Source organism: Paenibacillus sp. N3/727 (assembly GCF_022637315.1).
Classification (GTDB): Bacteria; Bacillota; Bacilli; order Paenibacillales; family Paenibacillaceae; genus Paenibacillus_AQ; species Paenibacillus_AQ uliginis.
On the sequence record NZ_CP093336.1, the window covers coordinates 5,645,018 to 5,662,500 of the forward strand.

General features: G+C 45.6%; 11 protein-coding genes, 11 tRNA genes and 2 rRNA genes (1 of these 24 cut by a window edge). 2 read left to right on the top strand and 22 right to left on the bottom strand.

From position 1 onward, the window contains the following. Positions 1 to 34: 34 nt before the first annotated feature. Positions 35 to 823, bottom strand: a complete 789-nt coding sequence (locus MNQ98_RS26340; protein WP_241930858.1) for a helix-turn-helix domain-containing protein — start codon at positions 821 to 823, stop codon at positions 35 to 37. Between the two features lie 508 nt (positions 824 to 1,331). Then, positions 1,332 to 1,958, bottom strand: a complete 627-nt coding sequence (locus MNQ98_RS26345) for a nitroreductase family protein (RefSeq protein ID WP_241930859.1) — start codon at positions 1,956 to 1,958, stop codon at positions 1,332 to 1,334. A 123-nt stretch (positions 1,959 to 2,081) separates the two neighbouring features. Between MNQ98_RS26345 and MNQ98_RS26350 the strand changes: the two genes are divergently transcribed. Further along, on the top strand, positions 2,082 to 2,432 hold the full coding sequence (locus MNQ98_RS26350; RefSeq protein ID WP_241930860.1) for a winged helix-turn-helix transcriptional regulator: 351 nt from the start codon (positions 2,082 to 2,084) through the stop codon (positions 2,430 to 2,432). Positions 2,433 to 2,455: 23 nt separating this feature from the next. Continuing rightward, complete coding sequence (locus tag MNQ98_RS26355) at positions 2,456 to 2,542, top strand: IS3 family transposase (protein WP_481856796.1); 87 nt, start codon at positions 2,456 to 2,458, stop codon at positions 2,540 to 2,542. 138 nt (positions 2,543 to 2,680) lie between these two features. On the opposite strand, the gene glmS is transcribed toward MNQ98_RS26355, so the two are convergent. The 20 genes from glmS to MNQ98_RS26455 form a co-directional block, all read right to left on the bottom strand. Further along, entirely contained in the window at positions 2,681 to 4,513 is a 1,833-nt protein-coding gene (glmS, locus tag MNQ98_RS26360) for a glutamine--fructose-6-phosphate transaminase (isomerizing) (RefSeq protein ID WP_241930861.1), read from the bottom strand. Positions 4,514 to 5,175: 662 nt separating this feature from the next. Further along, the gene (glmM, locus tag MNQ98_RS26365; RefSeq protein WP_241930862.1) at positions 5,176 to 6,516 is read right to left on the bottom strand and encodes a phosphoglucosamine mutase; all 1,341 of its coding nucleotides are present in this window, start codon (positions 6,514 to 6,516) and stop codon (positions 5,176 to 5,178) included. 36 nt (positions 6,517 to 6,552) lie between these two features. Further along, positions 6,553 to 8,016, bottom strand: a complete 1,464-nt coding sequence (locus MNQ98_RS26370; RefSeq protein WP_241930863.1) for a CdaR family protein — start codon at positions 8,014 to 8,016, stop codon at positions 6,553 to 6,555. Continuing rightward, positions 8,000 to 8,839 carry a diadenylate cyclase CdaA gene (cdaA, locus tag MNQ98_RS26375; protein WP_208917641.1) on the bottom strand — a complete coding sequence of 280 codons (840 nt, stop codon included), beginning with the start codon at positions 8,837 to 8,839 and terminating at the stop codon, positions 8,000 to 8,002. Before cdaA ends, MNQ98_RS26370 begins: the two co-directional genes overlap by 17 nt. Before the next feature lie 201 nt (positions 8,840 to 9,040). Next, a complete protein-coding gene (locus MNQ98_RS26380; protein ID WP_241930864.1) occupies positions 9,041 to 9,655 on the bottom strand; it encodes a zf-HC2 domain-containing protein in 615 nt (204 codons plus the stop codon). Positions 9,656 to 9,770: 115 nt separating this feature from the next. After that, complete coding sequence (gene sigW / locus MNQ98_RS26385; protein WP_208917639.1) at positions 9,771 to 10,340, bottom strand: RNA polymerase sigma factor SigW; 570 nt, start codon at positions 10,338 to 10,340, stop codon at positions 9,771 to 9,773. 263 nt (positions 10,341 to 10,603) lie between these two features. Next, positions 10,604 to 13,390 (bottom strand): phosphoenolpyruvate carboxylase, encoded by a 2,787-nt coding sequence (ppc, locus tag MNQ98_RS26390; protein WP_241930865.1) that lies wholly within the window; start codon positions 13,388 to 13,390, stop codon positions 10,604 to 10,606. A 464-nt stretch (positions 13,391 to 13,854) separates the two neighbouring features. Beyond that, positions 13,855 to 13,928 (bottom strand) — tRNA-Gly (locus MNQ98_RS26395). Positions 13,929 to 13,939: 11 nt separating this feature from the next. After that, a tRNA-Pro gene (locus tag MNQ98_RS26400) sits at positions 13,940 to 14,013 on the bottom strand. Between the two features lie 21 nt (positions 14,014 to 14,034). Then, positions 14,035 to 14,111 (bottom strand) — tRNA-Arg (locus MNQ98_RS26405). Between the two features lie 6 nt (positions 14,112 to 14,117). Continuing rightward, a tRNA-Gly gene (locus tag MNQ98_RS26410) sits at positions 14,118 to 14,192 on the bottom strand. Positions 14,193 to 14,199: 7 nt separating this feature from the next. Then, positions 14,200 to 14,283 (bottom strand) — tRNA-Leu (locus tag MNQ98_RS26415). A gap of 14 nt (positions 14,284 to 14,297) precedes the next feature. Further along, a tRNA-Lys gene (locus tag MNQ98_RS26420) sits at positions 14,298 to 14,373 on the bottom strand. Positions 14,374 to 14,441: 68 nt separating this feature from the next. Continuing rightward, positions 14,442 to 14,516: transfer RNA gene (locus MNQ98_RS26425), tRNA-Gln, on the bottom strand. A gap of 57 nt (positions 14,517 to 14,573) precedes the next feature. Further along, positions 14,574 to 14,649: transfer RNA gene (locus tag MNQ98_RS26430), tRNA-Val, on the bottom strand. A gap of 49 nt (positions 14,650 to 14,698) precedes the next feature. Continuing rightward, a tRNA-Glu gene (locus MNQ98_RS26435) sits at positions 14,699 to 14,773 on the bottom strand. A 12-nt stretch (positions 14,774 to 14,785) separates the two neighbouring features. Next, positions 14,786 to 14,861: transfer RNA gene (locus tag MNQ98_RS26440), tRNA-Thr, on the bottom strand. A gap of 3 nt (positions 14,862 to 14,864) precedes the next feature. After that, a tRNA-Asn gene (locus MNQ98_RS26445) sits at positions 14,865 to 14,940 on the bottom strand. Positions 14,941 to 14,949: 9 nt separating this feature from the next. Beyond that, positions 14,950 to 15,066: ribosomal RNA gene (gene rrf / locus MNQ98_RS26450) — 5S ribosomal RNA — on the bottom strand. Between the two features lie 57 nt (positions 15,067 to 15,123). Next, positions 15,124 to 17,483, bottom strand: a 23S ribosomal RNA gene (locus MNQ98_RS26455) (it continues 566 nt past the right edge of the window).

The window sequence follows — 17,483 nt, forward strand, 5'->3', positions numbered from 1 at the left end:
CTCCTTCACTTTTTTGTTCATATTACGATGGTTATTAAATTCCATCCACCTTTTTCCTTACCTTTTTCCTTAGTTTAAAACTAATGCGATTAGTATATTCCTCATTTTTAGCCAGAAGTTTATATCCATCCAGTATGGTTGAAGTGCGACTTAAAACGAAAATACCGACTGCTATCAAAGCGATACAAATCGGATAATATTGTATGAAAAATCCTGAAGTAATCCCCTTTCTTTCGAATAGAATGGGTAAGAAACCTGCAATTAATAAACAAGTCCCAACTAACATGAGAGCAGCATATCTTTTCTTCATTTTTTCATATCTCACTTTCAGCTCTTTAAGGTATTTTTCGTCAAACAGCAAAGGTTCCTGCTTCAGTATTTTATATTGATCTTCTTCTAAATAATTTGCTGATGCAGTTATTCCAACTCCTACTGTAGCAATAATAATAGTTGGAAGTGCATACATTGAAGGATCCTGGTTAAAAAAGAAATAAGGTATAAAAGATAAAGCAACAACAAAAAGTCCTAAAGCAATATATTTACTGACTTTACTTTTGTTCAACAAATACCCTTCAGCCATTTCTTTGCTTACATAATACCCTTCATCATTTTCCTGACTTGGCTCAGCGGTATCTCTCAGCAAATAGTCGATAGACACCTCAAAAACATTTCCAATCATCAAAATTTTCTCCGTTTCGGGATACCCCTGACCATTTTCCCATTTACTGACTGCCTGTCTTGTCGTGTTTAATTTTTCAGCCAAAGCTTCTTGAGAAAGCCCTTTTTCTTTTCTTAATTTAAAAAGTTTCTCGCCAAAAGTCATTAACTTCAATCCCTTTCGTTTTGTTAGCTATATTGTATGAAAACATTGCTATTCTTTCTATCTCGCGGCGAATGCACTTTGTCAACTTATGGTTGCATTTTTGTTATTACTCCATAATATCGCCCGATTACAGACGACTTTATTGTTTACAGAAACATCTTTATTGTATATTGTAACTTAACTTGTTGATAAGGAATGATGTTTACGTTCTACCTCAATAATGTTAGGCCTTCGGTAATATATCATGGTTGATATTCTAACCCCACTGCCAGTCCCACGACCTTCTCTAATCCACTTATCGACTTTAGATGTTCTTTTTCTTTTAGACACAAAAATACCCCTTTAGATAATCATATCCAAAGGGGTAAAACGGTGCATCTTTTTTATAAACGGTACGACATTATTTTAAATTGTCAGGTGATAAAAAACTCTGGAACTAATTTTGTTGATATTATTGGATTCGACGCGGCACACAAATCTAGTTAATATAATGGCCATTTTAAGAACACTAAATTATTATGTTTCTATACATTACCTTATTTACATTATGTCTTACGGTATTATGACCGGCTTTAGTACCTTTACCAATAGCTATAAGCATAACATCTAAATACCTTTCAGAAATATTTAAGATTGCTTTTAATTTCTTAGAATCATAGCCTGACATAGTAATTGTTTGAAAACCTGCTTCATTTGCTAATAAAATTAATGACATTGAAGCAAGACTTACATCTCTAGTTAATTCTAGCTTTAGATCTTCATTTGATTTATTTTCATAATAATTTATTGCAGCATTCGCTAGATAATCTCTTAGCGATTCATCAAAAAAACCTGCTTGAAAGCCTTCTTCATGTATCTTAATAATATTATCTTTATCAAATGCTTGATAATCACCCAACATAACAATTAAAGTTGAAGCTTCTACCACTTGTTGTTGATTAAAAGCTATAGGTAGCAATAAATTTCTTAAGTCTGGATCATCAATAATTAAGTATCGAGTTGCTTGAATATTATTTCCGTTGGGTGACTTACTTGCACTTTTAATTAATGAGGTTAGAATTTCTGAACTTATTTTATAACTTGAATCATAATGTCTAACTGAACGTCTTTTTTCCAAAATATTTTTTACACTCATTATATCAACTCCGAAATTTTTATTTATTGCAGCTTTAATTATAGTAAGCAATAATAAATGAGTAAATAACGTACAATAATGTGGTATAGCCACTTTTAAGTGCCTATTCAGGAGGGCCAGCACATGGTTAACTATAATACGGGAATCAACATTTTTATGAACATTGCAGGTGGAAAATGGAAATGTTTAATACTCTTTTTCTTGAGCCAAAAATCAGTAAGGACAAAAGAGTTTTACGAATTAATACCTGGAATTACCCAAAAAGTCTTAACAGATCAATTGAAACAATTAGAAAGAGATGGACTTGTACGAAGAGAAATATTTAAAGAGGTACCACCAAAAGTAGAATACAGCTTAACTGATTTAGGAAGATCATTTGTACCAGTATTAAACACAATGTGTGAATGGGGTAATAAGTATGCGAGTATAAAAGGTATAGATAAAGATCAACAAATTTATTGTGATCATAATTAAACCTAAATACATATTTTTGTTACATCGAATATTACAACAGTGATCGATATCAATGGACATTAAAAAAGATGACCCCTGATGAATACAGGGACCATCTATTAACAGCATAGTCTAGGCTCTTTCTTTTAAGTGTCCACGAATAGGGTCACAGTTCACATAATATCCCAAGAGACCATTCTTATCAAACTTTTTCACAAATTATCGAACTTTATTTTAAACCTACAATAAATCACACAAGCACGTCTTACCTACTCCACCGTCACGCTCTTCGCCAGATTACGCGGTTTATCCACGTCATGACCCAGCGCAAGAGATGCGTAGTATGCCAGCAGCTGCAGTGGTACTACGGACAATGCCGCTGTAAGGATCGGCAGTGTCTTCGGAATTGCAAAGGCTTGATCCACGGACTTCAGCAGGTTTACTACATGCTCTTCATGTGTGATAACCATAACATCAGCACCGCGCGCCTTCACTTCCTTGATGTTGCTCACGGTTTTCTCAAGAACATCCTCCTGAGTCGCTAGGGCGATCACAGGGATACCGTCCTCAATGAGAGCAAGCGTACCGTGTTTCAATTCACCTGCAGCGTACGCTTCAGAGTGAATGTAGGAGATTTCTTTCAGCTTGAGCGAGCCTTCCTGAGCGACAGCAAAGTCTTGACCGCGACCGATGAAGAACAAATGCTCATGCTTCGAAATTTGCTCTGCGTAATTTTTAATGGCTTCGGTATTCGCCAGCATGGACTCAACCTGCTCTGGCAGAGCTTCCATAGCGGCCAGAATTCCAGCTGAAGCTTCCTCGGTAATAGTACCGCGAACTTGAGCCAAATACAGACCGAATAGATAAAACGCAATCAGCTGTGATGTATAGGCTTTGGTTGACGCCACGGCAATTTCCGGACCAGCCAACGTTCCAAGCACATCATCCGCTTCACGGGCAATCGAGCTTCCCACTACGTTTGTGATCGCCAATACGTGAGCACCATTACTTTTAGCTTCACGCAGTCCAGCCAGTGTGTCCGCTGTCTCGCCGGATTGGCTGACCACGATGACAAGAGTCTCCGGTGTAACGATAGGGGAACGGTAGCGGTATTCAGATGCCACGTCATTTTCAACAGGGATCCGAACCAATGATTCGATGACACTACGTCCGATAAGGCCGGCATGATACGCGGTACCGCATGCAACGATCTGAATATTACGAATATTCGCAATCTGATCCTTGCTCAGCTTCAGATCGGACAATACAACCTTACGGCCGCTTTCATCAACGCGTCCCAGCATCGTATCACGGTATGCTCTAGGCTGTTCATGGATCTCCTTCAGCATGAAGTGATCGAAACCGCCTTTTTCTGCAGTAACGGCATCCCAATCGACACGAATCATTTCCCGAGAAATAAAGTTCCCCTTAATTGTCATCAGTTCGACAGCATCTGCTGTAAGCAATGCCATCTCCCCGTCATTCAAAATGTAAACATTGCGCGTATATTTCAAAATCGCCGGAATATCAGAACCAATGAAGTTCTCTCCATCACCAAGACCGATAATCAGCGGGCTGGCTTGACGCACAGCGACCAATTTATCAGGCTCATACTCAGTCAGCACACCAAGAGCAAATGCGCCTCTCATGAAGGAGATAGCCTTCTGTACCGCTTTAACAATATCTCCATCATACTCGCGTGCAACCAGATGGGAAATAACCTCTGTATCCGTCTCAGACACAAAATGGTGTCCCTGCTCCATCAGCTCTTCCTTCAGCTCCAGATAGTTCTCCACAATCCCGTTGTGAACTACCGAGAACTTCTGGCTCTCATCCGTATGCGGATGGGAGTTCACGTCCGAAGGTTTCCCGTGCGTTGCCCAGCGGGTATGCCCAATCCCGGCTGTACCGACAAGTGGAGCGTCCTCCAGCTTGGATTCCAGATTGGCAAGACGTCCCTGCGCTTTTGTGACACGAAGACCTTTGTCTGTAAACACGGCGATTCCCGCTGAATCGTACCCGCGATACTCCAGCTTTTTCAATCCATCGATCAACACCGACTGAGTCTTCTGATTTCCAATATATCCGACAATACCACACATAGTAATATTCCTCCGTTCGATTTTCCATATAGGATCGTGTGGAAAAGAACGCGGCACACTTGTGCGGCATATCAAAAGAAGAATGAATTATTCAATTTTCAACGTTCCAATAACATCAGATAATTATATATTCCGATTGAATCGTCATGAATGCACTCTTCTTCCGCCGCGTTGACCGCGTTCATCGCACACTCATGTTTTAAGTTAGTATGATGATAGCACCCGCCGGTACGTTGTATGAACGGTCGCCCACTCATTTTCCGATCCGGCTTACGGTTGGTGCAGATTACCGGGAGGTCCCCGCCGAACAATTCGAACACCTCCACCTCGTCAGCTTGCTCTGCCGATGGCCCAATCTATGAAAAAGAAAATCAGTTAGCCCGTAATCAAGGCAACTTCTCTTTCACAGCATAGCCGTTCCCGCGCAGTCTCAAGCTCTGGCGCTTGTGTAACTTCGTAACCTCACGATCCTCGCTCTCTATCTTTGAATAACATTTCTTTATTATATTCATGCGGCACAGGTTTGGCAACTGGGCCACACTTCCACTCCCGGACGCCTTAACAATAATAAACCTCGCAACAAAGCCGGTGAAACCATTTTTTTAGTCCCACCGGCCCAAGCAAGGCCTAGCCCCATATCCTCTAAAAACACACCCTGCGGCTTACGCCAGCTCCCGCTTTACTACATCAGCAATCTGTGTCACAAAGCGATCAAGCTCATCCTTATCCGGACCTTCGGCCATAACTCGGATCAAAGACTCTGTTCCTGAAGGACGAACCAATACACGGCCATTGTCACCAAGCAACTGCTCAACTTCCGTAATAGCTGCCTCGATCTGAGCATTCCCCTCATACTTGCTCTTGTCGCCTACGCGAACATTTACAAGCACCTGCGGATATTTTCGCATACTGGACTTCAGCTCACTTAGACGTTTTCCAGAAGATACGATCGTGTCCACAAGCTGAATACCCGTCAAAATACCGTCACCCGTCGTATTGTAATCCAGGAAAATGACATGCCCCGATTGCTCACCGCCTAAGTTGTATCCCCCACGGCGCATTTCTTCCATGACATAACGGTCGCCTACAGCAGTTTTAGCAGTTTTTAGTTTCAACGTGTCACATGCCTTATAGAAACCAATATTACTCATGACGGTAGATACAACTGTACCTTCCTTTAACTTGCCTGCCTGATTCATGGCTTCACCACAAATACACAGAATGAAGTCGCCATCCACTTCTTCACCCGTATGATCAATCGCAATCAGCCGGTCTGCATCGCCATCAAAAGCCAGCCCCAGGTCAGCTCCATGACGGATCACTTCTGCCTTCAAAAACTCCGGATGTGTCGATCCACATTCATCGTTAATATTTAAGCCGTTCGGCTCAGCACCAATTGCTATAACCTCTGCTCCGAGCTCACGGAACAATTTAGGCGCAAGCTCATAAGCTGCTCCGTTCGCGCAATCCAATACAACTTTCAATCCGTCAAAGCGGTTGCTGATTGTTGTCTTGATATACTCCAAGTATTTATATTTTGATTCATTATCCACAATCACTTCGCCGAGATCCTTACCTACCGGACGAGGAAGCTCATCGGTTTCCGCATCCATCAATTCCTCGATCTTCAGCTCTGTTTCATCAGACAGCTTAAAGCCGTCTCCACCGAAAAACTTAATACCGTTATCCTCTACCGGATTGTGGGAAGCGGAAATCATAACCCCAGCGTCTGCTTTAAGCAGTCTTGTAATATATGCTACTGCAGGCGTCGATACAATGCCTAAGCGAACCACATGCGCACCGATGGACAGTAGTCCAGCTACCAGAGAAGACTCCAGCATTGCACCGGATACCCGGGTATCCATACCGATAACAACAGTTGGCTTTTCCTTGTCTCCTGTGAGAACATATCCTCCGCAGCGTCCAATGCTATATGCTAATTCAGCAGTTAGTTCTTTATTGGCAACCCCTCTGACACCATCTGTTCCAAAATATTTCCCCATGTTACGTTAGCTCCTTTTGTCCTACTCTTTATATTGTCATTCGTTTGGTATATCCGTGCTATTCCGTGTTGGAGTTTCCTCTTCGCTTCCCTCTCCCGTGGGAGGTTCTGTACCGGAATGATCACCGCCCTCACCGCCACCAGTCTGGCCATCTCCCGATCCATTGTCGGTGCCAGAACCAGGTTTGTCTTGTGGCTCATCCGGCTTTTCCTTATCTTTACCTTCATCCGGCTTGGGAATTGGTTCAGTGGTCACCGGTTTATCAGTTTCCTTCAACTCCACTTTTACAACAAGCCGCTTCTGGTCCACCCGATTAATCAAATTGGGCAGCGTAACCTGAAGCGGTATGTCATGCACGCCTGCATTCAAGCCAGCTACATTTGCAACCAATCCAATGTCTGTGGGCTGCAGACTGTTCAGCAGATCCGGTGCACCAGTCAGCGTCATCGACATGGATTGACTCTTCGGTTCCGTTATGGTGGCTTCCATTCCGGAAGGAACTCCCTTCAAAGAAACAGGGATTCCATCCATCACACGTTCACCATGCGAGACAGCGGTAATCTCAACCTGAACGGAACTAGGCTCGATTTTCTCAAAACCTTCAGGCGGCGTCAAGTCGGCCGTAAGAACCGTTGTCCCTGAATGTCTTACATTTCCTAAATTAACAGTAACTCCTGTATAGGACTTTGCTCCTGCTAATGCTTCTTTACTTCCGAACAACTTAACCTCTTTAACTTTCGGATTCACTTTGGAAAGAACCAGATCTTCGGGCAGTCGTCCCGTATATTCCATCTCAAGAGGAACCGTGACGAACGAAGCTTCCACAGGAATTTCCACAGCTACGGAAGAAGGCTCAATAATCGCATCCTCCATCACTTTTCCTTCCTTATTATATGCGGCGAGCTTCACCTTTTTTTCCACGATATTTTCTTTTGCCCCATCCAGATCCACGGTCCCTCTCACTTGAGCCAAGGTAGCAAGCTCTGATTCGGGAAGGGTAACATTTACGCTCCCCGGTTCGATTGTCACAGGTTCACCTGCCCGATAATCCTTGGCGGGCTCTCCTTTAGTTCCAATACTTACTGTAACGGGTTTGGAGATGCGTTCCTCTACAGTTACCGTCACCATAGACGGGTCCATGGATACCAGTTCCACTCCTGCCGGAAGTGAGTACGTCAGTGGAAGAGTATGGGTGCCCGGCTTCTTTACACTGCTTAGGTCCAGCTTCACCTTATATTCATCTGAAAATATCGTGGTCAGATCTGACCGCTTACCTCGAACCTCCAGATTCACACGGTCAATGTTGATGCCCGTCAGCGCATATTCACTATCATCAAAGCCATACGTCTGGATTTTGACATCTTCAATTACATTCGTATCAATAATGGTCGTTGGCGGAGTTGGAGCTCCGCTGTCCATATGAACCATTGCCCACAGCAATACGCTAACCGCTAGTGCCATGAGTTTTAATACCATGTTGTTTTTAAACCACTTTTCCATTATCACCGTCTCCCTTCCGTTTCCAGAAGAACGAACGTTTCTCCTTTATGGATGCGGCAGGGCGCAGCTCTTCATACAGTTTGGATATGAGTGATTCTTCCTTAATATCACGGACAACCTGTCCGTTAATCGCAAGGGATACCTGTCCCGTTTCCTCAGAAACGACGACAGAGATAGCGTCACCCACCTCACTAATTCCAATCGCTGCCCGGTGCCGGGTCCCGAGTTCCTTACTAATAAAGGGGTTCTCCGACAACGGTAAATAACATCCTGCCGCTGCAATTTGATTACTCTGAATGATCACCGCACCATCGTGAAGTGGCGTGTTAGGGATGAAAATGTTGATAAACAACTCTGAGCTGATCACGGACCGCATAGGAATACCGGATTCCACAAATTCATTCAGACCGGTTGTCCGCTCAAAAACGATCAGTGCCCCGATCTTCCGCCGTGATAAATAATTCACTGCTTTAATGGTTTCTGCTATTAATTTATTGGTCTCTTCATCAATATCTGCTGACCTTCCGAACAGCTTCCCGCGTCCTAGCTGCTCCAATCCCCGTCTCAATTCCGGCTGGAATATAATAAAGACCGCCAAGACACCAAACGTGAAGATTTGGTTCATCAGCCATTTCAGTGTATAAAGGTCAAACCAGGTACTGAGCGCCCAGATGAGCACCAACACCAAAATCCCTTTCAGCAACTGAACAGCCCGGGTACCGCGGACAAGTAGTATCAGATGATAAATAATATAGGTAACGATTAGTATATCGATAATATCCTTAATGGACTCTTTCCAGGTTAAGTCCGTAAAATACTCCATACTGCAACCCCCGTCATTGCTTAATAACGCTTGCGTCTTTAGATGTAGTATGTGCTCTACACTATCTAGGTTATAACGTTAATCCTCACGATGCAAGTCAGGCCCCATTTACAGGATAAAAAAAATAACAAAAGCCACAAAAAAGGCGCCGTCTTTTCGGAGAAAAGAGGCGCCGTTATTCATCAAGGTGCAAACTTCATCTTAGCGGTAAGCGACATCCGAAAACAGATTGGTAATCTTATACCAGATCCAATCCATTGCTTTATCTATATCCTTCACTTGTCCAGATATATGGGCCGTAGAGGCTTGAAAAAGCTCTCCGTCGATAACGGTTAAGTTTCCTTGAACCTGTCCGAAAACCTGTGCCTTTCCGTTCTCCACAGTTATATCACCCGTAATAATCTGATCTGGTGGAATAATAACCGTATTTCCTTCGATGATAAGCTTGTCGAGTTCACTGCCTTTAACGATCAGTTGATTCTCCTGGCTCCAGAAGCTGACGGTACTAAAGAGCATTACGACCAGAAAAAGAGCAGCAGCCGTGATTGCCGGGTGATTCTTTATCCAAGTTAACCAAAGCTTTTGCTTCTTTTGCTGAGGTAGCATTCCCATAATCCGGTCCGCCAGATCGTCAGAAGGCCCTGTGGCATGATGTGTCAAGGAATACAGAAGCATGTCTGTCTGCTCCAGCTCCTCGAACCTATTCCGGCAGTCAACACATTGCAGCAAATGGGATTTAAGTTCCAGCTGCTGCTGTCTGGACAAATCGTTATCCAGATAATCGTGCATCAAAGAGACGGCCAATTTGCAATCCATATGAGCCAGTCCTTTCGTTCAATCTCTTTGCTGGGTCTACTCCCCATCAGGGGCATAAGACTTGCTTAATGTTCATACGCACCGGAAGCGGCGATGTTTCATTATTTTTAAAAACCTATAATTTAAATTCGAGTTTCTTACGTAAAAACTCCCGCCCGCGGTGAACTCTTGTTTTAATGGTCGTCACCGGCAGAGTAAGCACCTCACTAATCTCCTGAAGTGACATATCCTGAATATACCGTAGTATCATAATCGTCTTATACTTTGCAGGAAGAGACTCGATAGCCTGGTGAATAATGCGCTGCGTCTCGGATATCAGCATCTCCGACTCCGGTGTGCGGTCATCGCTCGGTATCATCGAATAACCATCCATTCCCTCTTGGTCGTTCATATCCGCGTCGAGAGAGTAAGATGGCTTGCGCTTGCGTAACCGGTCTATACATAAGTTCGTACCAATCCGATAAATCCATGTCGAAAATTTCTGATTCTCATCATATCGATCCAGGTTCTTGTACACGCGTAAGAACGTCTCCTGAACAATATCCTCAGCCTCATGCCGGTTATTCAGCATCCGGTACGCCAGATGAAAAATCTTATCTTTATATAACTCTACTATTTCGGCAAAAGCACGCTGGTCCCCTTTTCGGGCCAGCTTCGCCAATCTCACATCTAAATTGTCCACCATAATTCCCCCAGAATGGTCTGATGGGTAACGTCTAAAGTCTAAAAGCATCATTCAAATGGTAATTCAACTTATTCGAAAATGCAACAAAATTCGAAATCACAGCGATACTGCGATTTCTATCTTTATCAATTTTGTAATACAGTCTTCATTACAGCTGTACTAAGCATTCGCAGTTTCTGCTAACAATGCAAAAGGCAAGGCTCCCACAGGGAACCTCGCCTTTGACTATCCCTAACCCTGTATATATTTCACGAAAAAGGGTATCAACCTGTATTACGAAGTCCTGCTGCAATACCGTTAATCGTCAACAGCACTTCACGCAGCAGATCCGGATCATCCTCACCTTTTTCTCGCAGATCACGCAGCTCATTCAGAAGCTGCACCTGCAGATAGCTTAGCGGGTCAACATACGGATTGCGGAGTCGTATAGATTCCTGCAATACCGGTTGATTATCCAGAATTTCCTGCTGCCCTGTAATTTTGAGAACCATTTCTTTCGTAAGCTTAAATTCTTCTGTAATCAGACCGAATATCCGCTCCCGGGCCACATCATTCTTCGTCATCAGCGAGTATTCCTTCGCAATGGTGAGATCGGCTTTGGCCATCGCCATTTGCAGAGTATCGATCATTGATGTAAAGAAAGGATAGTTAACATACATATCTTGCAGGATCTTCAGATTCTCTTCATTGTCCTGATAGAAGCTCTGTAGGCCCGTACCAGCCGCATACCAAGCTGGTAGCAGGTAACGGCTCTGAGTCCACGCAAACACCCAAGGGATGGCACGCAGGTCCTCAAAACGGTCACTGTTCTTACGTTTGGAGGGACGGGACCCAATATTCAGTTCCCCTACCTCAGGCAGCGGTGTGGATTCCTTGAAGAAGCTCAGGAAATCCGGATCACGGAAAATCAAATCCTGGTATTTCTTTTGGGAGTCAGCCGAAATTCGGGCCGAGATCTGCTCCCACTCCTTCTCGTGTGAATTTTCCTCCGGTGACCGGGCTATTATAGATGCACGGATCAGCGCTGATGTTGCCTGCTCAAGACTACGGTATGCAATTCCCTGCAAGGAATAGCGAGAGGAAATAACCTCACCCTGCTCGGTAATTTTGATGCCGCCAGCAATCGTATTCGCAGGCTGCGCCAGAATACTACGGTTAAGCGGCATGCCACCACGTCCGAGTGAACCGCCACGGCCATGGAAATATTTCAGTTTCACACCGAATTCATTACCAACTGCGGTAATGTCCTTCATGGCAACTTGTAACTCCCAGTTGGCTGTTGCTGCACCGCCATCCTTGTTACTGTCAGAATAGCCAAGCATAATCTCCTGGAGATCATTCATTGCCTTAACACCCTCACGATAAATCGGGAGGTTAAACAGACGGCGCATAATATCCGGAGCTGCGTGGAGATCCTCGATCGTTTCAAACAACGGTACAGCCTGAAGAGTAGCTGCTATGGTTCCATCGTTATCCTTCCGGAACAATCCAACTTCCTTGGCAAATACCATTACCTCCATAATGTCGCTGGCGCCTTCCGCCATGCTGATCAAATAACTGGAGACACACTTAACACCGAATTCCTTTTGCGCCCGGTATACTGTACGGTAAACCTCAAGGCACTCTTCGGTACTGTCGCTGTATTCCTGATAAGGAGTAGTCAGCGGACGCGGATCGTTAAGCAGTTTGTTCAGAAGCTCAATCTTTTCTTCTTCTTCAAGTGCAGAGTAGTCTTCGACTACGTTCATTTTCGCTAAAATCTCAGTCATTGCATTCTCATGCTCTTTACTGTGCTGCCGAATGTCCAATGTAGCTGTGTGGAATCCGAACAGTTCGACCTGCCGAATCAGTTTCTTAATATAAGTATCCGCTACATAGTCAGCATAGTGATGGCGCAGGCTGCGGTCGATAATTTGCAAGTCTTCAATAAACTCTTCCGGTGACTGATAACGTTCTGCTCCAATCATGCTTTCATCCAGCACGTGGACCATTTTGGCAAGCATATAAGCAAGTTTGATACGGTACGGCTCTTTCTCATTGTGCCAAATTTCCATCTTCTTCAGTGTTACATTCTCACGGTCCTTGCGGATAGACTGCTTTAATTCATCGGACACGTTAACAATCGTTGCACTGAAGCTGAGATTTTTCATGAGCCCTGTCAAAATACGCTGGTATTCCCGGATAGCCAGTTTCCGCTGCATTTCTAGCGTCTTCCAAGTAATGTCTGCTGTTACCGAAGGATTACCGTCACGGTCTCCACCGATCCATGAACCAAAGCGGAGATATGTCGGTACATGCCAATTGTAGCCGGGATAAAATTTAGTAAGACAGCGCTCAAGTTCTTGATAAACTTCTGGCAGAATGTGAAACAGCGTTTCATGAAAATAATACATACCATTGCGAACCTCATCCAATACCGTTGGCTTACGGTCGCGCAGCTCATCCGTTTGCCAGAGTGTAATCACCTCGTTAAGAAGTTTTTCACGAAGCTGTTCTCTTTCACGGAATGTGAGCGTTGGGTTATCAAGGAGCATAACATCTTCTGAAATTCTTTTGTGGATGTCGAGAATGGCACGTCGCATTGCCTCTGTAGGGTGTGCGGTCATTACGAGCTCCAAGGAAAGACTTTCGAGAATGTCTTGAACTTCTTCATACGTAAAATTACGCTCTTTCAAATCCTGGACTGCACTTTCGATCGATCCTGGCTGGACACTCTCACCTGCGGAACGTTCATAATCGCGTTTCCGGCGTATCCGGTGATTTTGCTCTGCGATGTTAACCAATTGAAAATAAATGGCGAACGCTCTGATTACTTGATGACGATTGTCCGGATCCAGCGTGCTGACGATCCTTTTAAAATCTGCGAATAATTCTGGTAAAAATACGGAACGTAATGACTTGCTAGTCTCGCGAATCTTCTCAACTATATCTAAAAGCTCGTTGCCCCCCTGGTGGACAAGAACCTCACCGAGAATGTTTCCCAGGAACCGTACATCACGCCGCAGCAGATTATTGGAATTGCTTTTTGCGGTTACAGTAAGTTCAGTCATGCTACTCCTCCCATCTAAACCCGTTCAACAGTTTGTCTTTTTATGCTTCCTAATATCATACAATAAATGCGCCTGAAAATCTTTACTTTCCAACCGAAAAAATTCGCCAAATCGACAAAAGAGGACGTTTTTACAGTGGAAATTTCTTCTTGTGATTTCACTCTTCATAGCGTTCACTCCGTAGGACAAGCTCGGAATATCTCAACGATACACCTTGGGTCAGACCTAAGGTCAAGTGTTTGCAGTATAATTATTTGTTAAACCAGATTATCTAATTCTCACGGATTCGACTTAAAGACATACTGCCTAAACATCTACACGACTTTTACGAATCAATCTCCTTATAATTCCTCATCTTTTCTTCATTTTTCACTGGTGATTGCTTTAACACGTTGACACTTCGCAGGAGTGTGGTGACAATATGTAAAAAAAACATCACACACTGTGATGTCCTGCTTTATGTATGGAGCGGGTGATGGGAATCGAACCCACGCTACCAGCTTGGAAGGCTGGAGTTCTACCATTGAACTACACCCGCAGATGTAACAATCGGGATGACACGATTTGAACATGCGACCCCCTGGTCCCAAACCAGGTGCTCTACCAAGCTGAGCTACATCCCGTTACATATGAAGAATTAAAAATGGCGCGCCCTGAGAGATTCGAACTCCCGGCCTTTTGATTCGTAGTCAAACGCTCTATCCAGCTGAGCTAAGGGCGCAAATCATGGAGCGGACGACGGGAATCGAACCCGCGACCCTCGCCTTGGCAAGGCGATGCTCTACCGCTGAGCCACGTCCGCAAAAACATGGTGCGCGTGGAGGGACTTGAACCCCCACGTCAAAGACGCTAGATCCTAAGTCTAGTGCGTCTGCCAATTCCGCCACACGCGCACAAGTAAAACTAATGGTGAGCCATGAAGGACTCGAACCTTCGACACCCTGATTAAAAGTCAGGTGCTCTACCAACTGAGCTAATGGCTCGCATTTAAAGGCCCCGAAAAAGTATTCGGATTTACCTTCTAAGCCACACTTCACTTTTTAAGGTAAAGTGGCTGGGGATATAGGATTCGAACCTATGCATGACGGAGTCAAAGTCCGTTGCCTTACCGCTTGGCTAATCCCCAATAACGAGGTATTGATTATATTCTGTCCCATTCAGCAACAGAACATGAGTAAAATAATGGTGGAGGCTGAGGGGTTCGAACCCCCGACCCTCTGCTTGTAAGGCAGATGCTCTCCCAGCTGAGCTAAGCCTCCATACTGGTATGGATAATGGGACTTTCATCGCTTAAAGCGAGTAAATAAGTGGTGACCCGTAGGGGATTCGAACCCCTGTTACCTCCGTGAAAGGGAGGTGTCTTAACCCCTTGACCAACGGGCCTCATTGCTAAAATGGAGCTTCCAACCGGGATCGAACCGGTGACCTCATCCTTACCATGGATGCACTCTACCTACTGAGCTATGGAAGCAAGTGGCTCCCCGAACAGGACTCGAACCTGTGACAACTCGATTAACAGTCGAGTGCTCTACCAACTGAGCTATCAGGGAATATATACCGCTTGGCGACGTCCTACTCTCCCGGGACCCTTCGGTCCAAGTACCATCGGCGCTGGAAGGCTTAACGGTCGTGTTCGGGATGGGTACGCGTGGAACCCTTCCGCTATCGCCACCAAACGGATCAAGTGTTTGATCACTTGAAAACTAGATACGAAACATCATTTGCGAATTTTTTAGGATAAGCCCTCGACCGATTAGTATTGGTCAGCTCCATGCATTGCTGCACTTCCACCTCCAACCTATCTACCTCGTCGTCTTCAAGGGGTCTTACTAATTGGGAAATCTCATCTTGAGGGGGGCTTCACGCTTAGATGCTTTCAGCGCTTATCCCTTCCGTACGTAGCTACCCAGCCATGCTCCTGGCGGAACAACTGGTGCACCAGCGGTACGTCCATCCCGGTCCTCTCGTACTAAGGACAGCTCCTCTCAAATTTCCTACGCCCACGACAGATAGGGACCGAACTGTCTCACGACGTTCTGAACCCAGCTCGCGTACCGCTTTAATGGGCGAACAGCCCAACCCTTGGGACCTACTTCAGCCCCAGGATGCGATGAGCCGACATCGAGGTGCCAAACCTCCCCGTCGATGTGGACTCTTGGGGGAGATAAGCCTGTTATCCCCAGGGTAGCTTTTATCCGTTGAGCGATGGCCCTTCCATGCGGTACCACCGGATCACTAAGCCCGACTTTCGTCCCTGCTCGACTTGTAGGTCTCGCAGTCAAGCTCCCTTATGCCTTTGCACTCTTCGAATGATTTCCAACCATTCTGAGGGAACCTTGGGGCGCCTCCGTTACTCTTTAGGAGGCGACCGCCCCAGTCAAACTGCCCACCAGACACTGTCCCCGCACCGGTTCACGGTACTAGGTTAGAACCTAGATACGATCAGGGTGGTATCCCAACGGCGCCTCCACAGAAGCTTGCGCTCCTGTTTCTTAGGCTCCCACCTATCCTGTACAGATCGTACCCAAATCCAATATCAAGCTGCAGTAAAGCTCCATGGGGTCTTTCCGTCTTGTCGCGGGTAACCTGCATCTTCACAGGTATTAAAATTTCACCGGATCTCTCGTTGAGACAGCGCCCAAATCGTTACGCCATTCGTGCGGGTCAGAATTTACCTGACAAGGAATTTCGCTACCTTAGGACCGTTATAGTTACGGCCGCCGTTTACTGGGGCTTCGGTTCATAGCTTCGGGTTACCCCTAACCACTCCCCTTAACCTTCCAGCACCGGGCAGGCGTCAGCCCGTATACTTCGCCTTACGGCTTCGCACAGACCTGTGTTTTTGTTAAACAGTCGCTTGGGCCTTTTCACTGCGGCCCCCTCGTGCTATTCACACTACCGGGGCACCCCTTCTCCCGAAGTTACGGGGTCATTTTGCCGAGTTCCTTAACGAGAGTTCTTCCGCGCGCCTTAGAATTCTCTTCTCGCCTACCTGTGTCGGTTTGCGGTACGGGCACCTTCACCTGACTAGAGGCTTTTCTTGGCAGTGTGAGATCATGACCTTCGCTACTATAATTTTCACTCCCCATCACAGCCCAGCCTTATCGATGTGCGGATTTGCCTACACATCAGCCTCACTGCTTGGACGGACATCCATCAGTCCGCGTCACTACCCTCCTGCGTCACCCCATCGTTCATAACGGTTTACGGTGGTACAGGAATTTCAACCTGTTGTCCTTCGATTACGCCTTTCGGCCTCACCTTAGGTCCCGACTTACCCTGAGCGGACGAACCTTCCTCAGGAAACCTTGGGCTTTCGGCGGATCAGATTCTCACTGATCTTTTCGTTACTCATACCGGCATTCTCACTTGTATGCTGTCCAGCGCTCCTTACGGTACACCTTCAACCTACATACAACGCTCCCCTACCCCTGATGCAAAGCATCAAGCCATAGCTTCGGTGGTGTGTTTAGCCCCGTTACATTTTCGGCGCAGAGTCACTCGACCAGTGAGCTATTACGCACTCTTTAAATGGTGGCTGCTTCTAAGCCAACATCCTGGTTGTCTGTGCAACTCCACATCCTTTCCCACTTAACACACACTTGGGGACCTTAGCTGATGGTCTGGGCTGTTTCCCTCTTGACAATGGATCTTAGCACTCACTGTCTGACTCCCGGATATAAGTCTATGGCATTCGGAGTTTGACTGAGCTTGGTAACCCTTGCGGGCCCCGCACCCAATCAGTGCTCTACCTCCACGACTCTTATTCCGAGGCTAGCCCTAAAGCTATTTCGGGGAGAACCAGCTATCTCCGAGTTCGATTGGAATTTCTCCGCTACCCCCACCTCATCCCCGCATTTTTCAACATACGTGGGTTCGGGCCTCCAGTGCGTGTTACCGCACCTTCACCCTGGACAGGGGTAGATCACACGGTTTCGGGTCTACGTCCACATACTTAAGCGCCCTATTCAGACTCGCTTTCGCTACGGCTACAGCTTCTCGCCTTAACCTTGCATGGGAACGTAACTCGCCGGTTCATTCTACAAAAGGCACGCCATCACCCATAGATCGGGCTCTGACTTTTTGTAAGCAC